Source organism: Gracilinema caldarium (assembly GCF_029265695.1).
Classification (GTDB): domain Bacteria; phylum Spirochaetota; class Spirochaetia; order Treponematales; family Breznakiellaceae; genus Gracilinema; species Gracilinema caldarium_A.
Map to the genome: position 1 here is coordinate 26,518 of NZ_JAJUHW010000015.1, position 15,471 is coordinate 41,988.

15 protein-coding genes are annotated in these 15,471 nt (G+C 47.0%); 8 read left to right on the top strand and 7 right to left on the bottom strand.

The features are described 5' to 3' along the window. Positions 1 to 74: 74 nt before the first annotated feature. The 5 genes from Q7P68_RS06770 to Q7P68_RS06785 all read left to right on the top strand — a co-directional run bounded on the left by Q7P68_RS06770 (position 75) and on the right by Q7P68_RS06785 (position 5,458). Positions 75 to 962, top strand: a complete 888-nt coding sequence (locus Q7P68_RS06770) for a carbohydrate ABC transporter permease (protein ID WP_304224331.1) — start codon at positions 75 to 77, stop codon at positions 960 to 962. Then, the gene (locus Q7P68_RS06775) at positions 946 to 1,809 is read left to right on the top strand and encodes a carbohydrate ABC transporter permease (RefSeq protein WP_304224332.1); all 864 of its coding nucleotides are present in this window, start codon (positions 946 to 948) and stop codon (positions 1,807 to 1,809) included. Before Q7P68_RS06770 ends, Q7P68_RS06775 begins: the two co-directional genes overlap by 17 nt. Before the next feature lie 102 nt (positions 1,810 to 1,911). Further along, on the top strand, positions 1,912 to 2,853 hold the full coding sequence (locus Q7P68_RS06780; RefSeq protein WP_304224333.1) for a TAXI family TRAP transporter solute-binding subunit: 942 nt from the start codon (positions 1,912 to 1,914) through the stop codon (positions 2,851 to 2,853). Between the two features lie 63 nt (positions 2,854 to 2,916). Next, positions 2,917 to 3,387 carry a DUF1850 domain-containing protein gene (locus tag Q7P68_RS13990; protein WP_369695316.1) on the top strand — a complete coding sequence of 157 codons (471 nt, stop codon included), beginning with the start codon at positions 2,917 to 2,919 and terminating at the stop codon, positions 3,385 to 3,387. A gap of 103 nt (positions 3,388 to 3,490) precedes the next feature. Continuing rightward, positions 3,491 to 5,458, top strand: coding sequence for a TRAP transporter permease (locus Q7P68_RS06785; RefSeq protein WP_304224334.1), 1,968 nt, complete (start codon positions 3,491 to 3,493; stop codon positions 5,456 to 5,458). Between the two features lie 70 nt (positions 5,459 to 5,528). Here the strand turns inward: Q7P68_RS06785 and Q7P68_RS06790 are convergent, their stop codons facing one another. After that, a complete protein-coding gene (locus Q7P68_RS06790; RefSeq protein WP_304224335.1) occupies positions 5,529 to 6,089 on the bottom strand; it encodes a 4Fe-4S binding protein in 561 nt (186 codons plus the stop codon). Positions 6,090 to 6,190: 101 nt separating this feature from the next. On the opposite strand from Q7P68_RS06790, the gene Q7P68_RS06795 reads away from it, so the two are divergent. Then, positions 6,191 to 6,373: a 4Fe-4S binding protein gene (locus tag Q7P68_RS06795; protein WP_304224336.1), complete on the top strand. Its 183-nt coding sequence runs from the start codon at positions 6,191 to 6,193 to the stop codon at positions 6,371 to 6,373. A gap of 78 nt (positions 6,374 to 6,451) precedes the next feature. On the opposite strand, the gene Q7P68_RS06800 is transcribed toward Q7P68_RS06795, so the two are convergent. Beyond that, positions 6,452 to 6,907 carry a hypothetical protein gene (locus tag Q7P68_RS06800; RefSeq protein ID WP_304224337.1) on the bottom strand — a complete coding sequence of 152 codons (456 nt, stop codon included), beginning with the start codon at positions 6,905 to 6,907 and terminating at the stop codon, positions 6,452 to 6,454. Positions 6,908 to 7,059: 152 nt separating this feature from the next. On the opposite strand from Q7P68_RS06800, the gene Q7P68_RS06805 reads away from it, so the two are divergent. Together Q7P68_RS06805 and Q7P68_RS06810 are read left to right on the top strand one after the other, a co-directional pair. Further along, on the top strand, positions 7,060 to 8,397 hold the full coding sequence (locus tag Q7P68_RS06805) for a hypothetical protein (RefSeq protein ID WP_304224338.1): 1,338 nt from the start codon (positions 7,060 to 7,062) through the stop codon (positions 8,395 to 8,397). Positions 8,398 to 8,408: 11 nt separating this feature from the next. Next, entirely contained in the window at positions 8,409 to 10,643 is a 2,235-nt protein-coding gene (locus tag Q7P68_RS06810) for an adenylate/guanylate cyclase domain-containing protein (protein ID WP_304224339.1), read from the top strand. Positions 10,644 to 10,698: 55 nt separating this feature from the next. On the opposite strand, the gene sufU is transcribed toward Q7P68_RS06810, so the two are convergent. The 5 genes from sufU to sufC are packed head-to-tail and all read right to left on the bottom strand — an operon-like array spanning position 10,699 to position 15,467. Continuing rightward, complete coding sequence (sufU, locus tag Q7P68_RS06815) at positions 10,699 to 11,136, bottom strand: Fe-S cluster assembly sulfur transfer protein SufU (RefSeq protein WP_304224340.1); 438 nt, start codon at positions 11,134 to 11,136, stop codon at positions 10,699 to 10,701. A 6-nt stretch (positions 11,137 to 11,142) separates the two neighbouring features. Beyond that, entirely contained in the window at positions 11,143 to 12,420 is a 1,278-nt protein-coding gene (locus tag Q7P68_RS06820; protein WP_304224341.1) for an aminotransferase class V-fold PLP-dependent enzyme, read from the bottom strand. Beyond that, a complete protein-coding gene (locus Q7P68_RS06825) occupies positions 12,417 to 13,265 on the bottom strand; it encodes a SufB/SufD family protein (RefSeq protein WP_304224342.1) in 849 nt (282 codons plus the stop codon). Before Q7P68_RS06825 ends, Q7P68_RS06820 begins: the two co-directional genes overlap by 4 nt. Beyond that, positions 13,262 to 14,707 carry a Fe-S cluster assembly protein SufB gene (sufB, locus tag Q7P68_RS06830; protein WP_304224343.1) on the bottom strand — a complete coding sequence of 482 codons (1,446 nt, stop codon included), beginning with the start codon at positions 14,705 to 14,707 and terminating at the stop codon, positions 13,262 to 13,264. Before sufB ends, Q7P68_RS06825 begins: the two co-directional genes overlap by 4 nt. Then, the gene (gene sufC, locus Q7P68_RS06835; protein WP_304224345.1) at positions 14,697 to 15,467 is read right to left on the bottom strand and encodes a Fe-S cluster assembly ATPase SufC; all 771 of its coding nucleotides are present in this window, start codon (positions 15,465 to 15,467) and stop codon (positions 14,697 to 14,699) included. Before sufC ends, sufB begins: the two co-directional genes overlap by 11 nt. Between the last annotated feature and the right edge of the window lie 4 nt (positions 15,468 to 15,471).

Sequence of the window (15,471 nt, forward strand, 5' to 3'; positions counted from 1 at the left end):
TATAGCCTTGTAAGTACGATTGTAAGCTGGCCGGGTATCGCCTGGCCAGCTTGCTTAATAATGGATGTGAAGGGATGAAACGAACTGGTATCAACGCAATTGTATTGATAGCGCCTGCTTTCTTATTGTTTTCATTGTTTGTAGTTTTACCCGTATTACAGGCTGCGTATTATTCTTTGTTTGAATGGAACGGAATCGGGCCGCTGCGGGTTTTCCGCGGAATTGGAAATTTTATCCAAATATTCCAGCATCAAATTTTTCATACCGCATTGGCGAATAATATTAAAATTGTTATCGCATCTCTGTTGCTTCAATTACCGCTTGCTTTCATTATCGCCCTTCTTATAGGAAGAAAACGCTTTAAGGGTGAGATGTTTTTCAGGGGTGTATTTTTCTTTCCCTATATTATAGCTGAAATTGTAGTCGGTATTATCTGGCGATTTATCTATTATCCTGAATTTGGCATACCCACACTGGTCCTTCAGCTCTTGACTGGACAAAAACAACAGATTGGCCTCTTGGGAGATCCTGCGGTTGCTTTTTATGCAGTGCTCGTTGTCATTCTATGGAAATATCTAGGATTTCATTTAATTTTGTTTATTGCGGGTTTGCAGAGTGTACCCGCTGAACTGGAAGATGCGGCTGTCGTTGATGGTGCCAATACGTTTCAGACTATATGGCATATCATCATTCCCAGTATGAAAGGTACCTTTATCATTTCTATTTTCCAATCAGTTATCGGCTCCTTTAATGTATTCGATGTGGTCTGGGCTATGGGGCAGGGTGGGCCGGTAAACTCTACCGAGACCATTGTAACCTATCTCTATAATTTTGGATTCAGACGTTTTAACTTTGGTTATGGAAGCGCTGTGGCTGTGATTCTGTTCTTTATATGTCTGATCTTTAATGTGTTTTACCAGCGTTATGTCGTAGGAGAAGAAAAAAATGGTGCCAGGAAATAAAAACGCCTCATTATATGCTTTTAATGCACGGCTTTTAGCATATCTGAGAATCCTGTTGATATTGGTATTGTCGGCAGTTGCCCTCTTTCCAATATATGCGGTCCTTGTAAACAGCTTTAAGAATAATGGTGAAATATTTGCAAGCCCCTTTACGCTGCCATCTGTTTTTACTGCCTCAGCCTATGTTGGAATTTTAACAAAAAACGCAGATTTTTGGATCTTTCTCACCAATTCCTGTCTGGTTGCCTTGGGAACTATAAGCCTTAATCTTCTGGTTTCATTTATGGCGGCCCTCGCCTTATCACGGCTCCATTTCAGGGGAAGAACTGTGTTTTATAACTATTTTATCATGGGTATGCTCTTCCCCATCACGGTCGCCATTTTGCCCCTTTATCTCCAATTGCGGGCTTTGAACCTTATCGGTTCATTAAATGGGGTTGTTCTTTCACAAGTCGCTTTTTCAATTCCGATGAGTGTATTTATCCTCACCAATTTTTTCAAAGAAGTACCGCAGGAATTGCAGGAAGCTACCCAGGTTGATGGAGGAGGAATTTGGACCTTCGGTTTTCGGGTTTTGCTCCCCATTTCCGGCCCGGTTGTGTCCACGGTAACTATTCTCACCTTTATTCAGAGCTGGAATCAGTTTCTGCTACCCCTATTGGTTCTGGATAACCGGAAAACCTTTACCATACCGCTGGGGGTAATGCAGTACCAGGGACAGTTTACTTCGGGCTGGAATTTCATCATGGCCTTTATTACGATTTCCATGATTCCGATGGTTCTGTTTTATCTGTTCCTTCAGAAGTACATAGTTTCAGGACTCACTGCGGGCGCAATAAAGGGCTAGGTATAAAAATGAGTAAAATGGGCCTCCCAATCTTAAAAAATACAGTTGCACTGTAGCCTATGAGCCTATACAATTGGAATATCTGTTAAGAGGGAGGACTACATGAAACGTGTGATTCATTTTGTATTTGCCGGTCTTGTTCTGCTCAGCGGAGTTGCTTTTGCTCAGCAGAAATTCATTGCGATTGGAACGGGAGGAGCCGCAGGAACCTATTACCCCTTAGGCGGAGCCATGGCAGAAATATGGAATAGCTCCATTAAAGGGATGAATGCCACTGCCCAGACTACCGGTGCCTCGGTTGCAAACATCAATCTGCTTCGGGAAAACAAAGTTGATATTATCTTTGTGCAGAACGATGTCGCTTTTTACGCTTTAAACGGAACAGAGCTGCTCAAGGATAAGGCTTTTAAGGAACTGCGTGGTATGGCCTGTCTCTACGATGAAACTGTGCAGCTTGTCGCTCTCTCTGATTCGGGCATTAAAACCGTAGCAGACCTTAAAGGTAAGCGGGTTTCTGTTGGCGCTGCCGGTTCCGGCGTAGAAGCCAACGCTCGGCAAATACTGGAAGCCGCAGGCCTAACCTATAACGATATCAAGGTCCAGTATCTCTCTTTTGCCGAATCAGCCAGCAACCTCAAGGACGGCAATATTGATGCAGCCTTTACCACCGCTGGTTACCCCACTGCGGCTATACAGGATCTCGGCGCTTCCCGTAAGATTACCATTGTTCCGGTGGACGGAGCTGTAGCCGATAAGCTTCTGAAGCAATGGCCATTTTACAGTGTAACGGTTATCCCCGCAAACACCTACCAGGGCGTGAGTGCTGATGTTAAAACCGTTTCTGTAAAATCCATGCTGGCGGTGAGTTCCAAGCTGCCCGCCGATACGGTATATGAACTCCTTAAGTCCTTGTACGCAAACCAGGCTAAACTGGTTGCGGCTCATAAGCAGGGCGCTAACATTAAGATTGAAACCGCAAAGGTTGGTATGTCGATTCCGCTCCATGTGGGGGCTGAAAAATTCTTTGCAGAAGTAAAGCGCTAATACACTAACCTGTTGCATTTTACATGTATGGTTTTGCCGCCGCATTACTGGCTATACCGGGAAATGCGGCGGTTTGTCATCATTTTTATCCTTTTATTTCCCCTAAGCTCTCTGTTAGCCCAAAATACCAATGGAGTCACCGCTCTATGTGTTTCTCAAGCGGGAAAGACTCTTGCTGAATTAATCTTACCCGAGAATGGGGAGTTTATATTAACCTATACCCACTCCATTCATAAACGGCCGGTTTATGAATATTACCGAGCCGAATCTGGAATGCTGCATTTATATGAATTACGTTACGACACCACTTCGACAGGAATGCCTTCGGATAGTGAAGGGGGCTTTCGTATAGAAAATGGTTTTTTTGTTTTAACCATGAACCGATGGTTTATAATGCTGCCCATTTTTATTTCCCCAATTCCCGGTCATGGTGTTATAATAAATGAGCGTCTGTATCCCTTTACAACATGGGCTCAGGAGGAGACCGCAATAGAGTTATCATGTAACTCAGTTACTCACAAAGGTTTTCCATGAGGTTTTCTCAAGTATACGAAAATATACAGAGCCTGTTGATGAAATGTGTTATGTATTGTATCAACCTACAGGTATATATATGGTCTAAAAAGGATGGATTTGCATGGAACAATCGACAGAATCTTCAACGGACAGCCAGGAAATCTTAAAGAAATTTGACAAAGAAGCGGATTATCGAAGCCTTAAAGGCTTTGGCGCACGACTTGTTTCCGCCCTCGCTATCACCTTTGCGGTATTTCAGCTGTATACGGCCGTATTTGGTGTTCTGGATGCGATGATTCAGCGGTCCATTCATCTTTCTTTCGGCCTTTGTCTTATTTTCCTCCTGTATCCTACAAAAAAAAGCTGGAGTAGGGACAAGCTCCATCCGTTTGATGCGTTTCTTGCAGTGTTGGGCGCCCTGTCCCCGTTGTATATTGTAATATTTTATCAAGAACTGGTTCAAAGGGCGGGCATGTCAACGCCTTTTGATATTGTAGCTGGGATCATAGGTCTGATTCTTGTACTAGAAGCGGCTCGCCGCGTAGTAGGTCTTCCCATGGTGGTTATTGCCCTCGTTTTCATAGTCTATGCTCTTGCAGGGCCCTATATACCAGGCAAGCTAGCCCACCGGGGAGCGGATTTCTCTACCCTTGTAGGACACCTCTTTTTTACCACCGAAGGTATATTTGGTATCCCTATCGGAGTATCTAGTACCTTTATCTTTCTTTTTATTCTTTTTGGCGCCTATCTCGAACGGACAGGCCTTGGACAGTTTTTTATAGATTTGGCCAATGCAGTGGCAGGCTGGACCGCCGGTGGACCAGCAAAGGTAGCTGTATTGTCCAGCGGCCTTATGGGAACCGTATCTGGCTCATCGGTGGCTAATGTGGTTGGAACCGGCAGTTTTACTATTCCGATGATGAAAAAACTTGGTTATAAGCCTGAATTTGCCGGAGCGGTGGAAGCCACCGCGTCCACCGGCGGTCAGCTCATGCCTCCCATTATGGGTGCCGCAGCCTTCCTCATGGCGGAATTTACCAGCATACCCTATGCCCGCATTATCGGTGCTGCAGCGATTCCTGCCGTTTTGTATTACCTTGGAGTATGGTCCGGGGTGCATTTCGAAGCCCGGCGCCTTGGCCTTCGGGGCCTTTCACGGGAAGAACTGCCAAAGTTCAAGACAATTATGCTTGAGCGAGGCCACCTCATGATACCGCTCGTGGTAATCGTTTACCTGCTAGTTTCTGGCTACACACCGATGAAGGCAGCCCTCTGGGCAATTATTCTTTCCATAGCCGCGTCCTGGCTCAGAAAATCTACCAGAATGGCTCCTATAGAAATTGTACGGGGCTTGGAATCTGGAGCCCGCGCAGCTCTTGGTATTATAGCTGCAACCGCCTGCGCCGGCGTTATTATTGGTGTGGTTACGCTCACGGGGCTTGGTCTAAAGCTAGGTTCCCTTTTGGTAAGTCTGGCCCATGGCCAATTGCTTCCCACCCTTTTCTTTACAATGATTACCTCGCTTATTTTGGGAATGGGTGTACCCACTACGGCAAATTATGTCATTACCTCCACTATCACCGCTCCGGCTATCGTAATTATTCTTAGTAAGATTGCCGGTCTTGATTCTACATTGGCAGCTCCTGCGGCAATCATATTGCCTGCTCATATGTTCGCCTTCTATTTTGGAATTATAGCCGATGTGACGCCTCCAGTGGCCCTCGCAGCTTTCGCCGGAGCGGGTATTGCGAAAGCGAATCCCTTAAAAACGGGACTTAATGCATCCAAGTTGGCTATTGCAGCTTTCCTTGTGCCCTACATTTTTGTGCTTAATCCCCAGATACTTCTTTTTAATGTAACAGCCGCTGGGCTTATCTGGATGCTGATCACCAGTATAATCGGTATTGTTGCTCTTGCTGCAGGGGTTAACGGATTTTTTAAAACCAATATGGCCTGGTATGAACGGATCGCTGCCTCTGCCGGCGGGATTATGCTGGTGTATCCTGGCCTTAGTACGGACCTTGTTGGTGCTGCGGTCTTATTGCTCGTATTCTTCTTCCAGGAATACAAGGCTCGGCGGAAAATCTAGCAACAGCTTTGTAATTGCGTGCGGTTGCTTTGCATCCGCTTTTCAAATCATAGATTTCAAGGTAGTTCTTTTACAACTTAGATTGTTTTGAAAGGGGCCTTGGTAGGCTTAGTTTGTAACTCAAGCTGCCATTCGGGCAGCTTGATACACAAACGAGGCAGCGGGAACAGGAAAATGCGTCTCCTGGTCGCTCTAGATTCTTTTTATACAAGCTGAACTTTTTTTGTTCCAGAACTGGCATATAACAGGATGTATCACATTTTCCGCAGGAAAGGCAGGTGTCCTTATTAAGGTTAATTCTAAAGAGGGAAAACCGATTTAGGGCTCCTGAAATCCATGCGATGGGACACCCAAGCTTATGGTACTGGTACATTTGAATGAATTTGTTGTTTTCCCCGCCCATGCCCATCATTAATTCCATCATAAAGCCAATAGGACAGGCCCAGCGGCAGAAGACTTTGCCAAAAAATATACCACTCCCAACCCCTATGCCCAAAATAATCCATAGATTTAAATGAAGCATTGAAAGTCCTGCATACAAGCCAATTGCAAAAAGAGCTTGTATCCATCGTCGTTTGGATGCAAGCAGACTCACAAGTCTATTTTTCTTTTGTGGTTTTATTGTCCTCATATAAGCTCCTTATATATAGAAAAACATATATTGACAAATATTTATATTTTAATATATATGATGATTATCTATTTTGCAAGCTCGTAGGAGGATTTAAAACTATGAATGTAAAAGTCGAACCCCATCGCTGTCCGCAAAATCATCCCTGTCCGGTGGTTCGGGTCTGCCCAACCGGAGCGATCCGGCAACGCGGTTATGCAGCCCCTGAAATAGATAAAGCCAAATGCATCAACTGCGGCCGTTGTATTCGCTATTGCGGGTTCGGTGCAATTCGAAGTGCCTAAAAGAGCAGGCTGAGGCTAAAGGCGGCCCAGCCGGAAAGGGCCAGAGTCCCGGCTATGATGACAAGGAGCCGGGACCGGTTACGGGACTGTTCCAGCCTGTTCAGCTCCTGCTCCGCCGCTTGTTTGTACTCGCTGAAGGATTGTTCCAAGCTCTTCAAGGAGTTTTCCGTTTTCTGCAAGGAGTCCTTCAGCTGTGTCGATTCCTCGAGCGATATCTGTACATGTTGTCTGAGCTCTATCGAGCTGGTCTGCAATGCTTCCAGTTCTATCCGCAGCATTTCGAGCTCGGTTTTCGATTCGGTAAGCCTGTTCTCTAATGCAGATGAGTTCTTCCTGGAGTTTTCCAGCTCGTTCCTGAGCATCTCGTTGAGCCTTCCGAGCCGTGTCGAGATCTCGGTAAGCCGCAAGAGCTCGCTCTCTAAGTTCTTCCCGGTCACTGCTGGTTCTTCGCCAAAAATAAAAGCCCGCGGCCAGAACACCAACCATACAACCGACAATAAAAGCGGCAACAACCTGTTTATGAACCTGTAGCATCGTTTTTTTTCCTGCATAGAATTAAGTCAGTGTACACCGGGGATTAAAAAAACGTCAAAGATTTAATAGAAAATTAGTACTATAGGCAGGAATTTTTTTCTATTTTGCGTTACTATGTATCTATACGGATGTATGGCTGAGGAGGAGTGCCCATGGCTTGGGTTAGTTTTTTTAAAAAATCAATTTGGTTTTTGCTTGTTACCGGAGTGCTGTTTTCCTGCGCTTCTTTTCAAACAAATATGTTTATACAGAACAATCTAAGCGAGGAAGAAAAGGCGGAACTTATTTTCCAAAAGGGGCTTACTTTATATAATACCAAACTTATCGAAAAAAATGATTTAAAAGCCATCCCTGAAGTCCGCAGCTATTTTGTTGCCGCATTACGGGCAAATCCTGACCATTTGCGAGCTCAGGAATATCTTGTAAAAACCGATACATTCAAAACGACGAGACTCGAAACCTATATTGCCCGCGCCAAGACTCTGAAGGACAAGAAAACAAGGACCGATGCTGAGGATTTTGAACTCGTTATGGCGATAAAACATGCCCAGGAGATCAACAATCTTAACGGAGACGTGGTTAAGCTTTGGTTAGATACGGGGGATGTGCGAAAGCAGGTGATACAACGCAGGACAAGCCGGCTTGCTGATTTGGATAAATCGATACGAACTATAAAAAATAAAGCCGAACTGAACAGACAGCTTATACTTGCGGTTAAATTGATGAATGAAATTAAGCAGCTTGATGCCTCAAACAAGGATGCGGCGGCTCTTAAAAAATCGATAGATGAATATGTAACAACTCTTGTTTTAGCAGATACCAATGATGCGGCAGGAAAACTAAGCCAAAAAAAATACCAGGATGCGGAACTGGCGCTCATCAATGCAGAAAAAACCTATGGCGCACTGCAGAAGACGCCCTTGCCAGAACTGAGCAAGGTAAAATACCAGCTCTATTTTTCCTGGGCTGAAAGCCTCTATGCGGAAAAAAAATACCAATCCGCGGAGGCTCGCATAAATGCAGCCCTGCAGGTCGAAAAAACTCCAGAAGCGGCGGAGCTGAAAAATAAAATAGCCAAGAATACCGGCACCGTAACCGCTCCTACAGCCGCGAAACAAGGTACGGCAAGCAAAACAAAAAACACAGTTCCCCAGCGGGACTATGACGCGGAACTTCCTGATTTGCTGGTTATCATTGACGGTACCATAGAACGGGGAGACTTGGTTAAAGCCTGGGACTTGGTAAATGCAAACATGGTGCAGCTCAAACTACAAAGCAACAAAGACAAGCTTGCTTCTCGGAAAAATACTATTATGAGTAAAGTCAAAGATCTCTATGCTGAATCAATTAATGCGTATAATTCAGAAGACTATGAAATTGCCCGTGATGGTTTTAGGATAATTGTACGCATTGATCCTGGTTACGAGCAGGCTCAAGCATATTTAGATAGGTCAAATAACAAACTGCGGGCCCTTGCAGGATCCGATTAGGAGTGCCTTTCATGAAAAATTCTCAATACAGTGTTTTTTCACTGCTTGATGCGCTTGGTGCCTTGATATGTATTGCCTGGTTCGTTTTTCCAGTAGCCGCCGGTCCTGTATCCGACGGAGGCAATCTCAACTTGTATGTACCCTATTCCATGCCGGTACTTTTTTTGCAACAGGAAGGGCTGACGTTTTTTACCCTAAGCCTCTTTCTAATCTACCTGGTTCCTCTTTTTAGCCTGTTTAGGATTTTAAGCTTTTTTATGCCCTCTCGGTTTGGACGTTTTGCACAGCCGGAGTACTTTCTCGTAGCGGTCATCCGGTTTCTGATGACGGTTATTATGGTGTTCCCCTGGCTTGTACCCATGCTACGCTATGCCGATTCTGCAGATTATTTTAAACATATTCCTCTCGCTCCCTATAATTTTGCAGGTATTTCTGTAGCCGGGAATATTGCTTCCGTTGTGATCCTCCTTAAGCTGCTCAATAAGCGGGATCAGTTTGTGAGGGAGTATAAGGAATACAAGCGGAGTCTAGAAAAAAATACCTTTTTGGATTTTATTTTTCGTATTCGAACCAAGTTATTTTTCTTCTTCATCGGTCTTATAACCATTATTATTGGGACCCTCTCTTTGCTGCTCTTGCAAAGTTACAAGAATACGATAATAAAAGCTGTTTCCGATGGTGCACGCAGCCAGGTTGAACAGGCTTCTTCCATCTATCGTGTAAATCTGGGTGATTCGATCGCCATGTTTGAATATTTGAACCGGCAGCTTGAACTCAATAAAAAAGCAGAGTTCCCCAATGAATATATATCAATTTATACGGATCTAAAAACAGTTCAGTATATTGCAGAAACAATGGAACTTCGTGCTGCTTTCAGGCTCGAATATTCTACCTTATCTCCTAACCAGCAATTCCCGTCCTTGCCAGCCTTGGACGCAAGGGGAGCTTCGGAGTATATCAAGAAATTTCTCCAAACACGAGGAATTGTGAGCTCCTATGAGCCGGAAACTGACAGCCGTCTGTTTATAGGTCCCATTTTAAAACCAGAAACAGTAAAAATAGGAGAAAACAGGGTAAGACAAGAGCGCCTTTTAGGCTTTACGATCATGGCTTTCAGAGAATCGGTGATTATGAAGCCCTTCTATAAAACGAGGGTTCTCGTCATCACCTTGACCTTGCTGTTCCTCTATTTGGCTATTGTGATGGTTTATCTGATTGGCAACTATATTGTAAACCCCCTCTTATTTCTGAGGATGAATGTTCGGAAAATCTCCGATAACCTCCAGTCTATGATTCGGGGAACCGTGCGGGTATCATCAAACGCCCTTGTCTATTCAGATTATGTTCGCAGCAGGGATGAAATTAAAAGTCTTTCTCATGAAATTGGTAACATGGTAACGGTACTCAAGGGTGTTATTCCTTACATTTCAGCATCTACCCTTAAGCAGGCTGAGAAGGGGACGGCCAGCAGTACAAACCGGGAGCTTGCCTTTTTATTTACCGATATTCGGGGTTTCACGAGTCTTTGTGAAGGTCTTGAACCGGATCAGGTTGTTTCGATATTGAATCGTTATTTGGATCTTGAGACAGAAATTATTCTGCAAAACGATGGAGATGTAGACAAGTTTGTAGGTGATGAAATGATGGCCTTTTTTGACGGCCCGCACAAGGAATTACATGCTTGTAAGGCTGCCATGCAAATCCGCCACGCTATGATGCAGGAAAGGGAGCTCCGGGAAAAAGAAGGCAAACAGGTTGTGAGCATCGGAATTGGCATTAATTCGGGTCCTGTCGTATTTGGTTCCGTTGGAGCCCGGGATCGGATGGATTTCACTTCCATTGGCGATACGGTAAACCTGGCGGCCCGGCTCGAAGGGGCGAATAAACAGTACAATTCAAAGTCTATTATTACAGAGGCAGTGTATTTGAAAGTTCAGGATGCATTTATCTGCAGGGAATTAGATTTTATCGCGGTAAAAGGCAAGACCGAACCGGTGCGTATTTTTGAAATTTTACAGGAAAAAGACAAGGCTCAAGCTAAATTACTGCAAATTAAAGACCTGTTCGAAAAGGGTCTTGCGGCGTACCGCAGGCAAAACTGGAAAACCGCCGCTGCGGCCTTTGCAAAAAATGTAGAGCTCTATAAGGATGGGCCTTCCGAAGTATTTTTGCGGAGGGTTATCTATTTTGATAAAAATCCGCCCGGAAAGGACTGGGATGGTGTCTTCCGGGCAACTGAAAAATAATCGATTGAGCGTGGTTGCCCTCGGTTTATTTGAAAGCGCATGTAGCCGCTGCGGATTAAGTCTCTCCTGTTAATTTCTCGAGCTGCTCCAATGCTGCACGCCATGAGAGGGCGGCGCATTTTAAGCGGACCGGCAGGCGGGCGACGCCTTTAAATGCCATGGCGTCTCCCAGCTTGTCCAATTCTGCCACGTCCCGCTCTCCCCGCAGGACAGCGAGAAAAAGATGGACCATTTCTTTTGCCTCTGCGAGAGTTTTCCCTTCTAACAGTTCCGCGAGAACATCGGCGGAACTCATGGAAATGGAGCAGCCAGAACCGTCAAAGGCAGTCTCGGCAATTTTCCCGTCCGGACCCAAAGAAATAGAAACGCGGACCTTGTCTCCGCAGGACGGATTCTGCACAAAAGGAATGGAATCGAGGGGCCGCTTGTGCTGGGGATTTTTATAATGATCTCGAATAATCTCTTCGTAAAGGCTGTCAAAGGTGTCGCTCATGGTACTTTACAGCTCCTTCCGGGCTTTGTGCAGCATATCGGCAATATAATGCACTTCCTCTAGTGTGTTGTATGCGCCAAAGCTAACACGGGCTGATGAAACAACCCCAAGCCGTTGGGCTAAAGGATGGGCACAGTGGTGGCCTGCCCGTACGGTAATTCCATATCGGTCTAGGTATGCAGCCAGGTCATGGGCATGAACGCCCTCCATGGTAAGGGCCACAATACCTGCCCGCCTGCCTTGAGGGGCTCCGGGTTGGGACCCTAAAATGCGAATGCCCGGAATGTCCTTTATTTCGTTTATTAATAGCTGGGCCAGCTCTGACTCATAGCGGCCGAGGTCTTCGTGCCCCAGTCCTTCGAGCCATCGGGCGGCCTCGGCTATACCTACCGCTTGCGCGACGGGCGGTGTTCCTGCTTCGAATTTATAGGGAATTTCGTTGGGTGTAAAACCTTCGAGCCGCACCTCACTAATCATGTCTCCACCGCCCATAAAGGGGGGAATCATCTCGAGCCATTTCCGTTTACCGTACAGGAGCCCAATACCGAAGGGCCCGTACATTTTGTGGCCCGAAAAGGCAAGAAAATCTGGATCGAGGCTGCGGACATTAAGCGGTTCCGCCGGTATGGCCTGGGCTGCATCAAGCAGTACCGGAATGCCCGCTTCATGTGCCAGAGTTATAACAGTCTCCACAGGGTTCCTTGTACCGAGGACGTTAGAAACCATGGTCATGGCGATAAGTCTTGTCCGTTTACCTATAAGCTGATGTAGTGCTTCTAGGTTAAGGAGCCCCTCATCGGTAATGGGGATAAATTTTAGCTTGATGCCGCGGCGAAGCGCGAGCTGTTGCCAGGGGACCAGGTTCGCATGGTGTTCCATTTCGGTCAGGATGATTTCGTCCCCAGCCGAGAGGGTTTCTCCAAAGCTGTGGGCAAGCAGGTTTATGGCCTCGGTGGTTCCCCGGGTAAATACACATTCCTCTGGAGCGGCCCCAATAAAGTGGGCTAGGGTTTTTCGACTTTCTTCGTAGAGACCCGTGGCCGCTTCGCCTAAATTGTAGATCGCCCGGTGTACGTTTGCGCAGGCTCTCGTATAAAGTCCCTGTTCGGCATCCAGCACAGAGCGGGGCTTCTGGCTTGTGGCTGCGTTGTCCACATAAACAAGATGTGGGTACTGGTCAAAGAGGGGATATTGTTTCTTTATAAACCGAGCAACGCTGCTATTCTCCTCCACGGAGAAGTCCAACGAAAAGGTCTTTTGGTTTATATCTGCAAGGGCGTTCATCGAACTGCTCCCTGAACCGTCTTCGTAGTGGCAGCTGTACTTGCTGCATTGTTAGTAAGGAGCAGGGCCGAAACGGCTTCTTCGGCTTCCTCCGCAAGGCTGGGAGGAAAGCGGTTTAAGATTGATGAAAGGTGCCCCATGACAAGGAGTTCTTTTGCTTCTTCTGGAGACAGTCCCCGGCTCATGATATAAAAAAGTTCCTCTTCCCGGGGGCCGCCAGTGGTAGAGCCATGGCTGCATGCTACGTCATCGGTTTCTATCTGAAGCTGGGGGAGACTTTCTGCCCGGCAGCCATCATTTAAAACCATGTTGCGGTTACTGAGGTATGCGTCAGTTCCGGCCGCCCGGTTATCCACATGAATAAGCCCCTTAAAGACCAGGTGAGAAGAATCTTTCAGGGCCGATTTTAAGGTGGTTCTGCTTTTACTCTGTTTCCCGAAGTGATGGGTTTGCAGCGTATGAAGTCGGTTTGTGCTGTTTCGGGACCCGTAGGCTCCTGCGTAATCTAGTACCGCTTCTGCCCCTTCTAGCACCGCTTCGGTGTGGTAAGTGCCTTCTCCTTCATCCAAAATGAGTTCTGTGAGTTTTAGGCTGCTCTGCTCCTTGAGCAAAATGGAAGTTTGCACCCGGTTCTGTACCGACGCAGGCAGTCCTGAAAGGATAAAGAGTTCCAAGGAAGATCCCGGCTCAAGAATAATAGAAAGCTGCCGCTCTGCCGGGGCGCTCGGCGACATTTTGTCCCTCTGATCAATCCGCACAATGAGCTGTCTGGCTTCATTCGCTGGCACGGGAATGCGGAGGGGACCTGTCATTTCATCAATATAAAATAGTATTTGGTCTTTCATCCTACAGAGCCCTCCATTTCGAGTTCTATGAGCCGGTTTAGTTCCACGGCGTACTCCATAGGGAGTTCCTTAACCAGGGGATCGATAAAACCGTTCACAATCATGACCGCCGCTTCTTCTTCGGATAGCCCCCGGCTCATCAGGTAGAAGAGCTGGTCTTCGCTGATTTTGGAAACCTTCGCTTCGTGTTCCATGGCTGCATCTTCGGACCGGATATCCATGACTGGATAGGTGTTAGATTTGGACTTCTCGTCCAGAATAAGGGCGTCGCATTCGACCTTTGATTTAACGTTATGGAGCCCCGCTTCCATCTTTACCATGCCGCGGTAGCTCGCGATTCCTCCGTCTTTAGAAATCGACTTGGAGGTGACGACGCTGGAAGTGTTGGATGCAAAGTGGAAGATTTTTGCCCCCGTATCCTGTTCCTGGCCTTTTCCAGCAAAGGCTATTGAGAGCACCTCGCCCCGGGCCCCTTCGCCCATAAGGAATATGGCCGGGTACTTCATGGTTACCTTAGAGCCGATGTTACCGTCTACCCATTCCATGACGGCCCCTTCGTAGGCAAAGGCTCGTTTGGTGACCAAATTGTACATGTTGCTTGACCAGTTCTGCACTGTAGAATAGCGGATCCGGGCGTTTTTAAGAGCGATGATTTCGACTACCGCTGAGTGGAGGCTGTCCTTGGAAAAGACCGGTGCGGTGCAGCCTTCGATATAGTGAACGAAGGCGCCTTCGTCAGCAATGATAAGGGTTCGTTCAAATTGGCCAAAGGCTTGGGAATTTACACGGAAATAGGCCTGGAGGGGAATGTCCACATGAACTCCCGGCGGGACATAGATAAAAGACCCACCTGACCAGACTGCGCTGTTGAGGGCAGCGAATTTGTTATCGTCCGGGGGCACAATTGTGCCGAAAAAGCGTTTTACGATTTCGGGGTGTTCTCTGACCGCGGTTTCCACGTCAGAAAAGAGAACTCCCTTCTTTTCCAGGTCCTGCCGTATATTGTGGTATACCATTTCAGAGTCATACTGGGCACCCACACCGGCGAGAAACTTTCGTTCCGCTTCAGGGACCCCAAGCCGTTCGTAAGTCCGCTTTATTTCTTCCGGCAGTTCTTCCCAGGAACGGGAAGAACCCTCGGTTGGTTTTGCGTAATAGGTCATGTCATCGAAGCGGAGCTGAGATAGATTGCCACCCCAACTTGGCATGGGGAGCTTTTGGAATAGCTCGAGTGAACGGAGCCGGAATCGCCGCATCCATTCGGGTTCGTTTTTAGCATCGCTTATGGCAATAACCGTATCCCGGGTGAGTCCCTGGCCTGTTTTTACAATGGACCTGTCAGGCATGGAGAACCCAAAGCGTTCTTCGTATCCTGATCCGATCCGTTTAAGTTCTTCGTGTATTTCTTGTTCTTTTACGAGAATCGCGCTTTCAGCTGGCATAGACCGCCTCCCGTGCCGCGCCGGTTAGGCGTCGGACTCCGTCATAGCCATCTTTTTCCAGGAGTTCCACGAGTTCAAAACCACCTGATGCGGCGATGCGGCCCCGCTCAAGGATATGGACCGCGTCGGGACGAACCAGGTCTAAGAGCCTGCGGTAATGGGTAATAACAAGGGCAGAAAAGCCCTGGCCCCGCATCCTGTTTATGCCCGCGGCTACGATTTTAAGGGCATCTACATCGAGTCCCGAATCGGTTTCGTCAAAAATAGCAAACCGAGGTTTCAGTGTAAGTAGCTGGAGGATTTCCATTCGCTTTTTTTCGCCCCCGGAAAAGCCTTCATTCAGGTAACGGTTTACAAATGAGGGGTCAATCTCCAGGAATGCAAGATTTTGTTTTAATTCTGCAAGAAAGGCTGAAGCGTTTTTAGGAGGATCTCTACGGAGATCTGCAATCCGTTTTAAGAATTTAGATACCGTTACCCCCGGAATTTCTGCCGGGTACTGAAAGGCGAGAAAGAGGCCCCGCCGGGCCCGTTCAGAGACTTCCAGGTCAAGAAGCGATTCACCGTCGAGGAAGACGCTTCCGCTGGAAACAGTATAACTGGGATGCCCCATGAGTACATTGGCCAGGGTGCTCTTGCCATGACCGTTGGGGCCCATCAACGCATGAACCTCGCCATCCGGCACAGAGAGATTCAAGTCCGACAATATGACCTTGGATTCCAGGCCCGCTGTTAGATGTTCTATCAATAAACCCTTCATACTT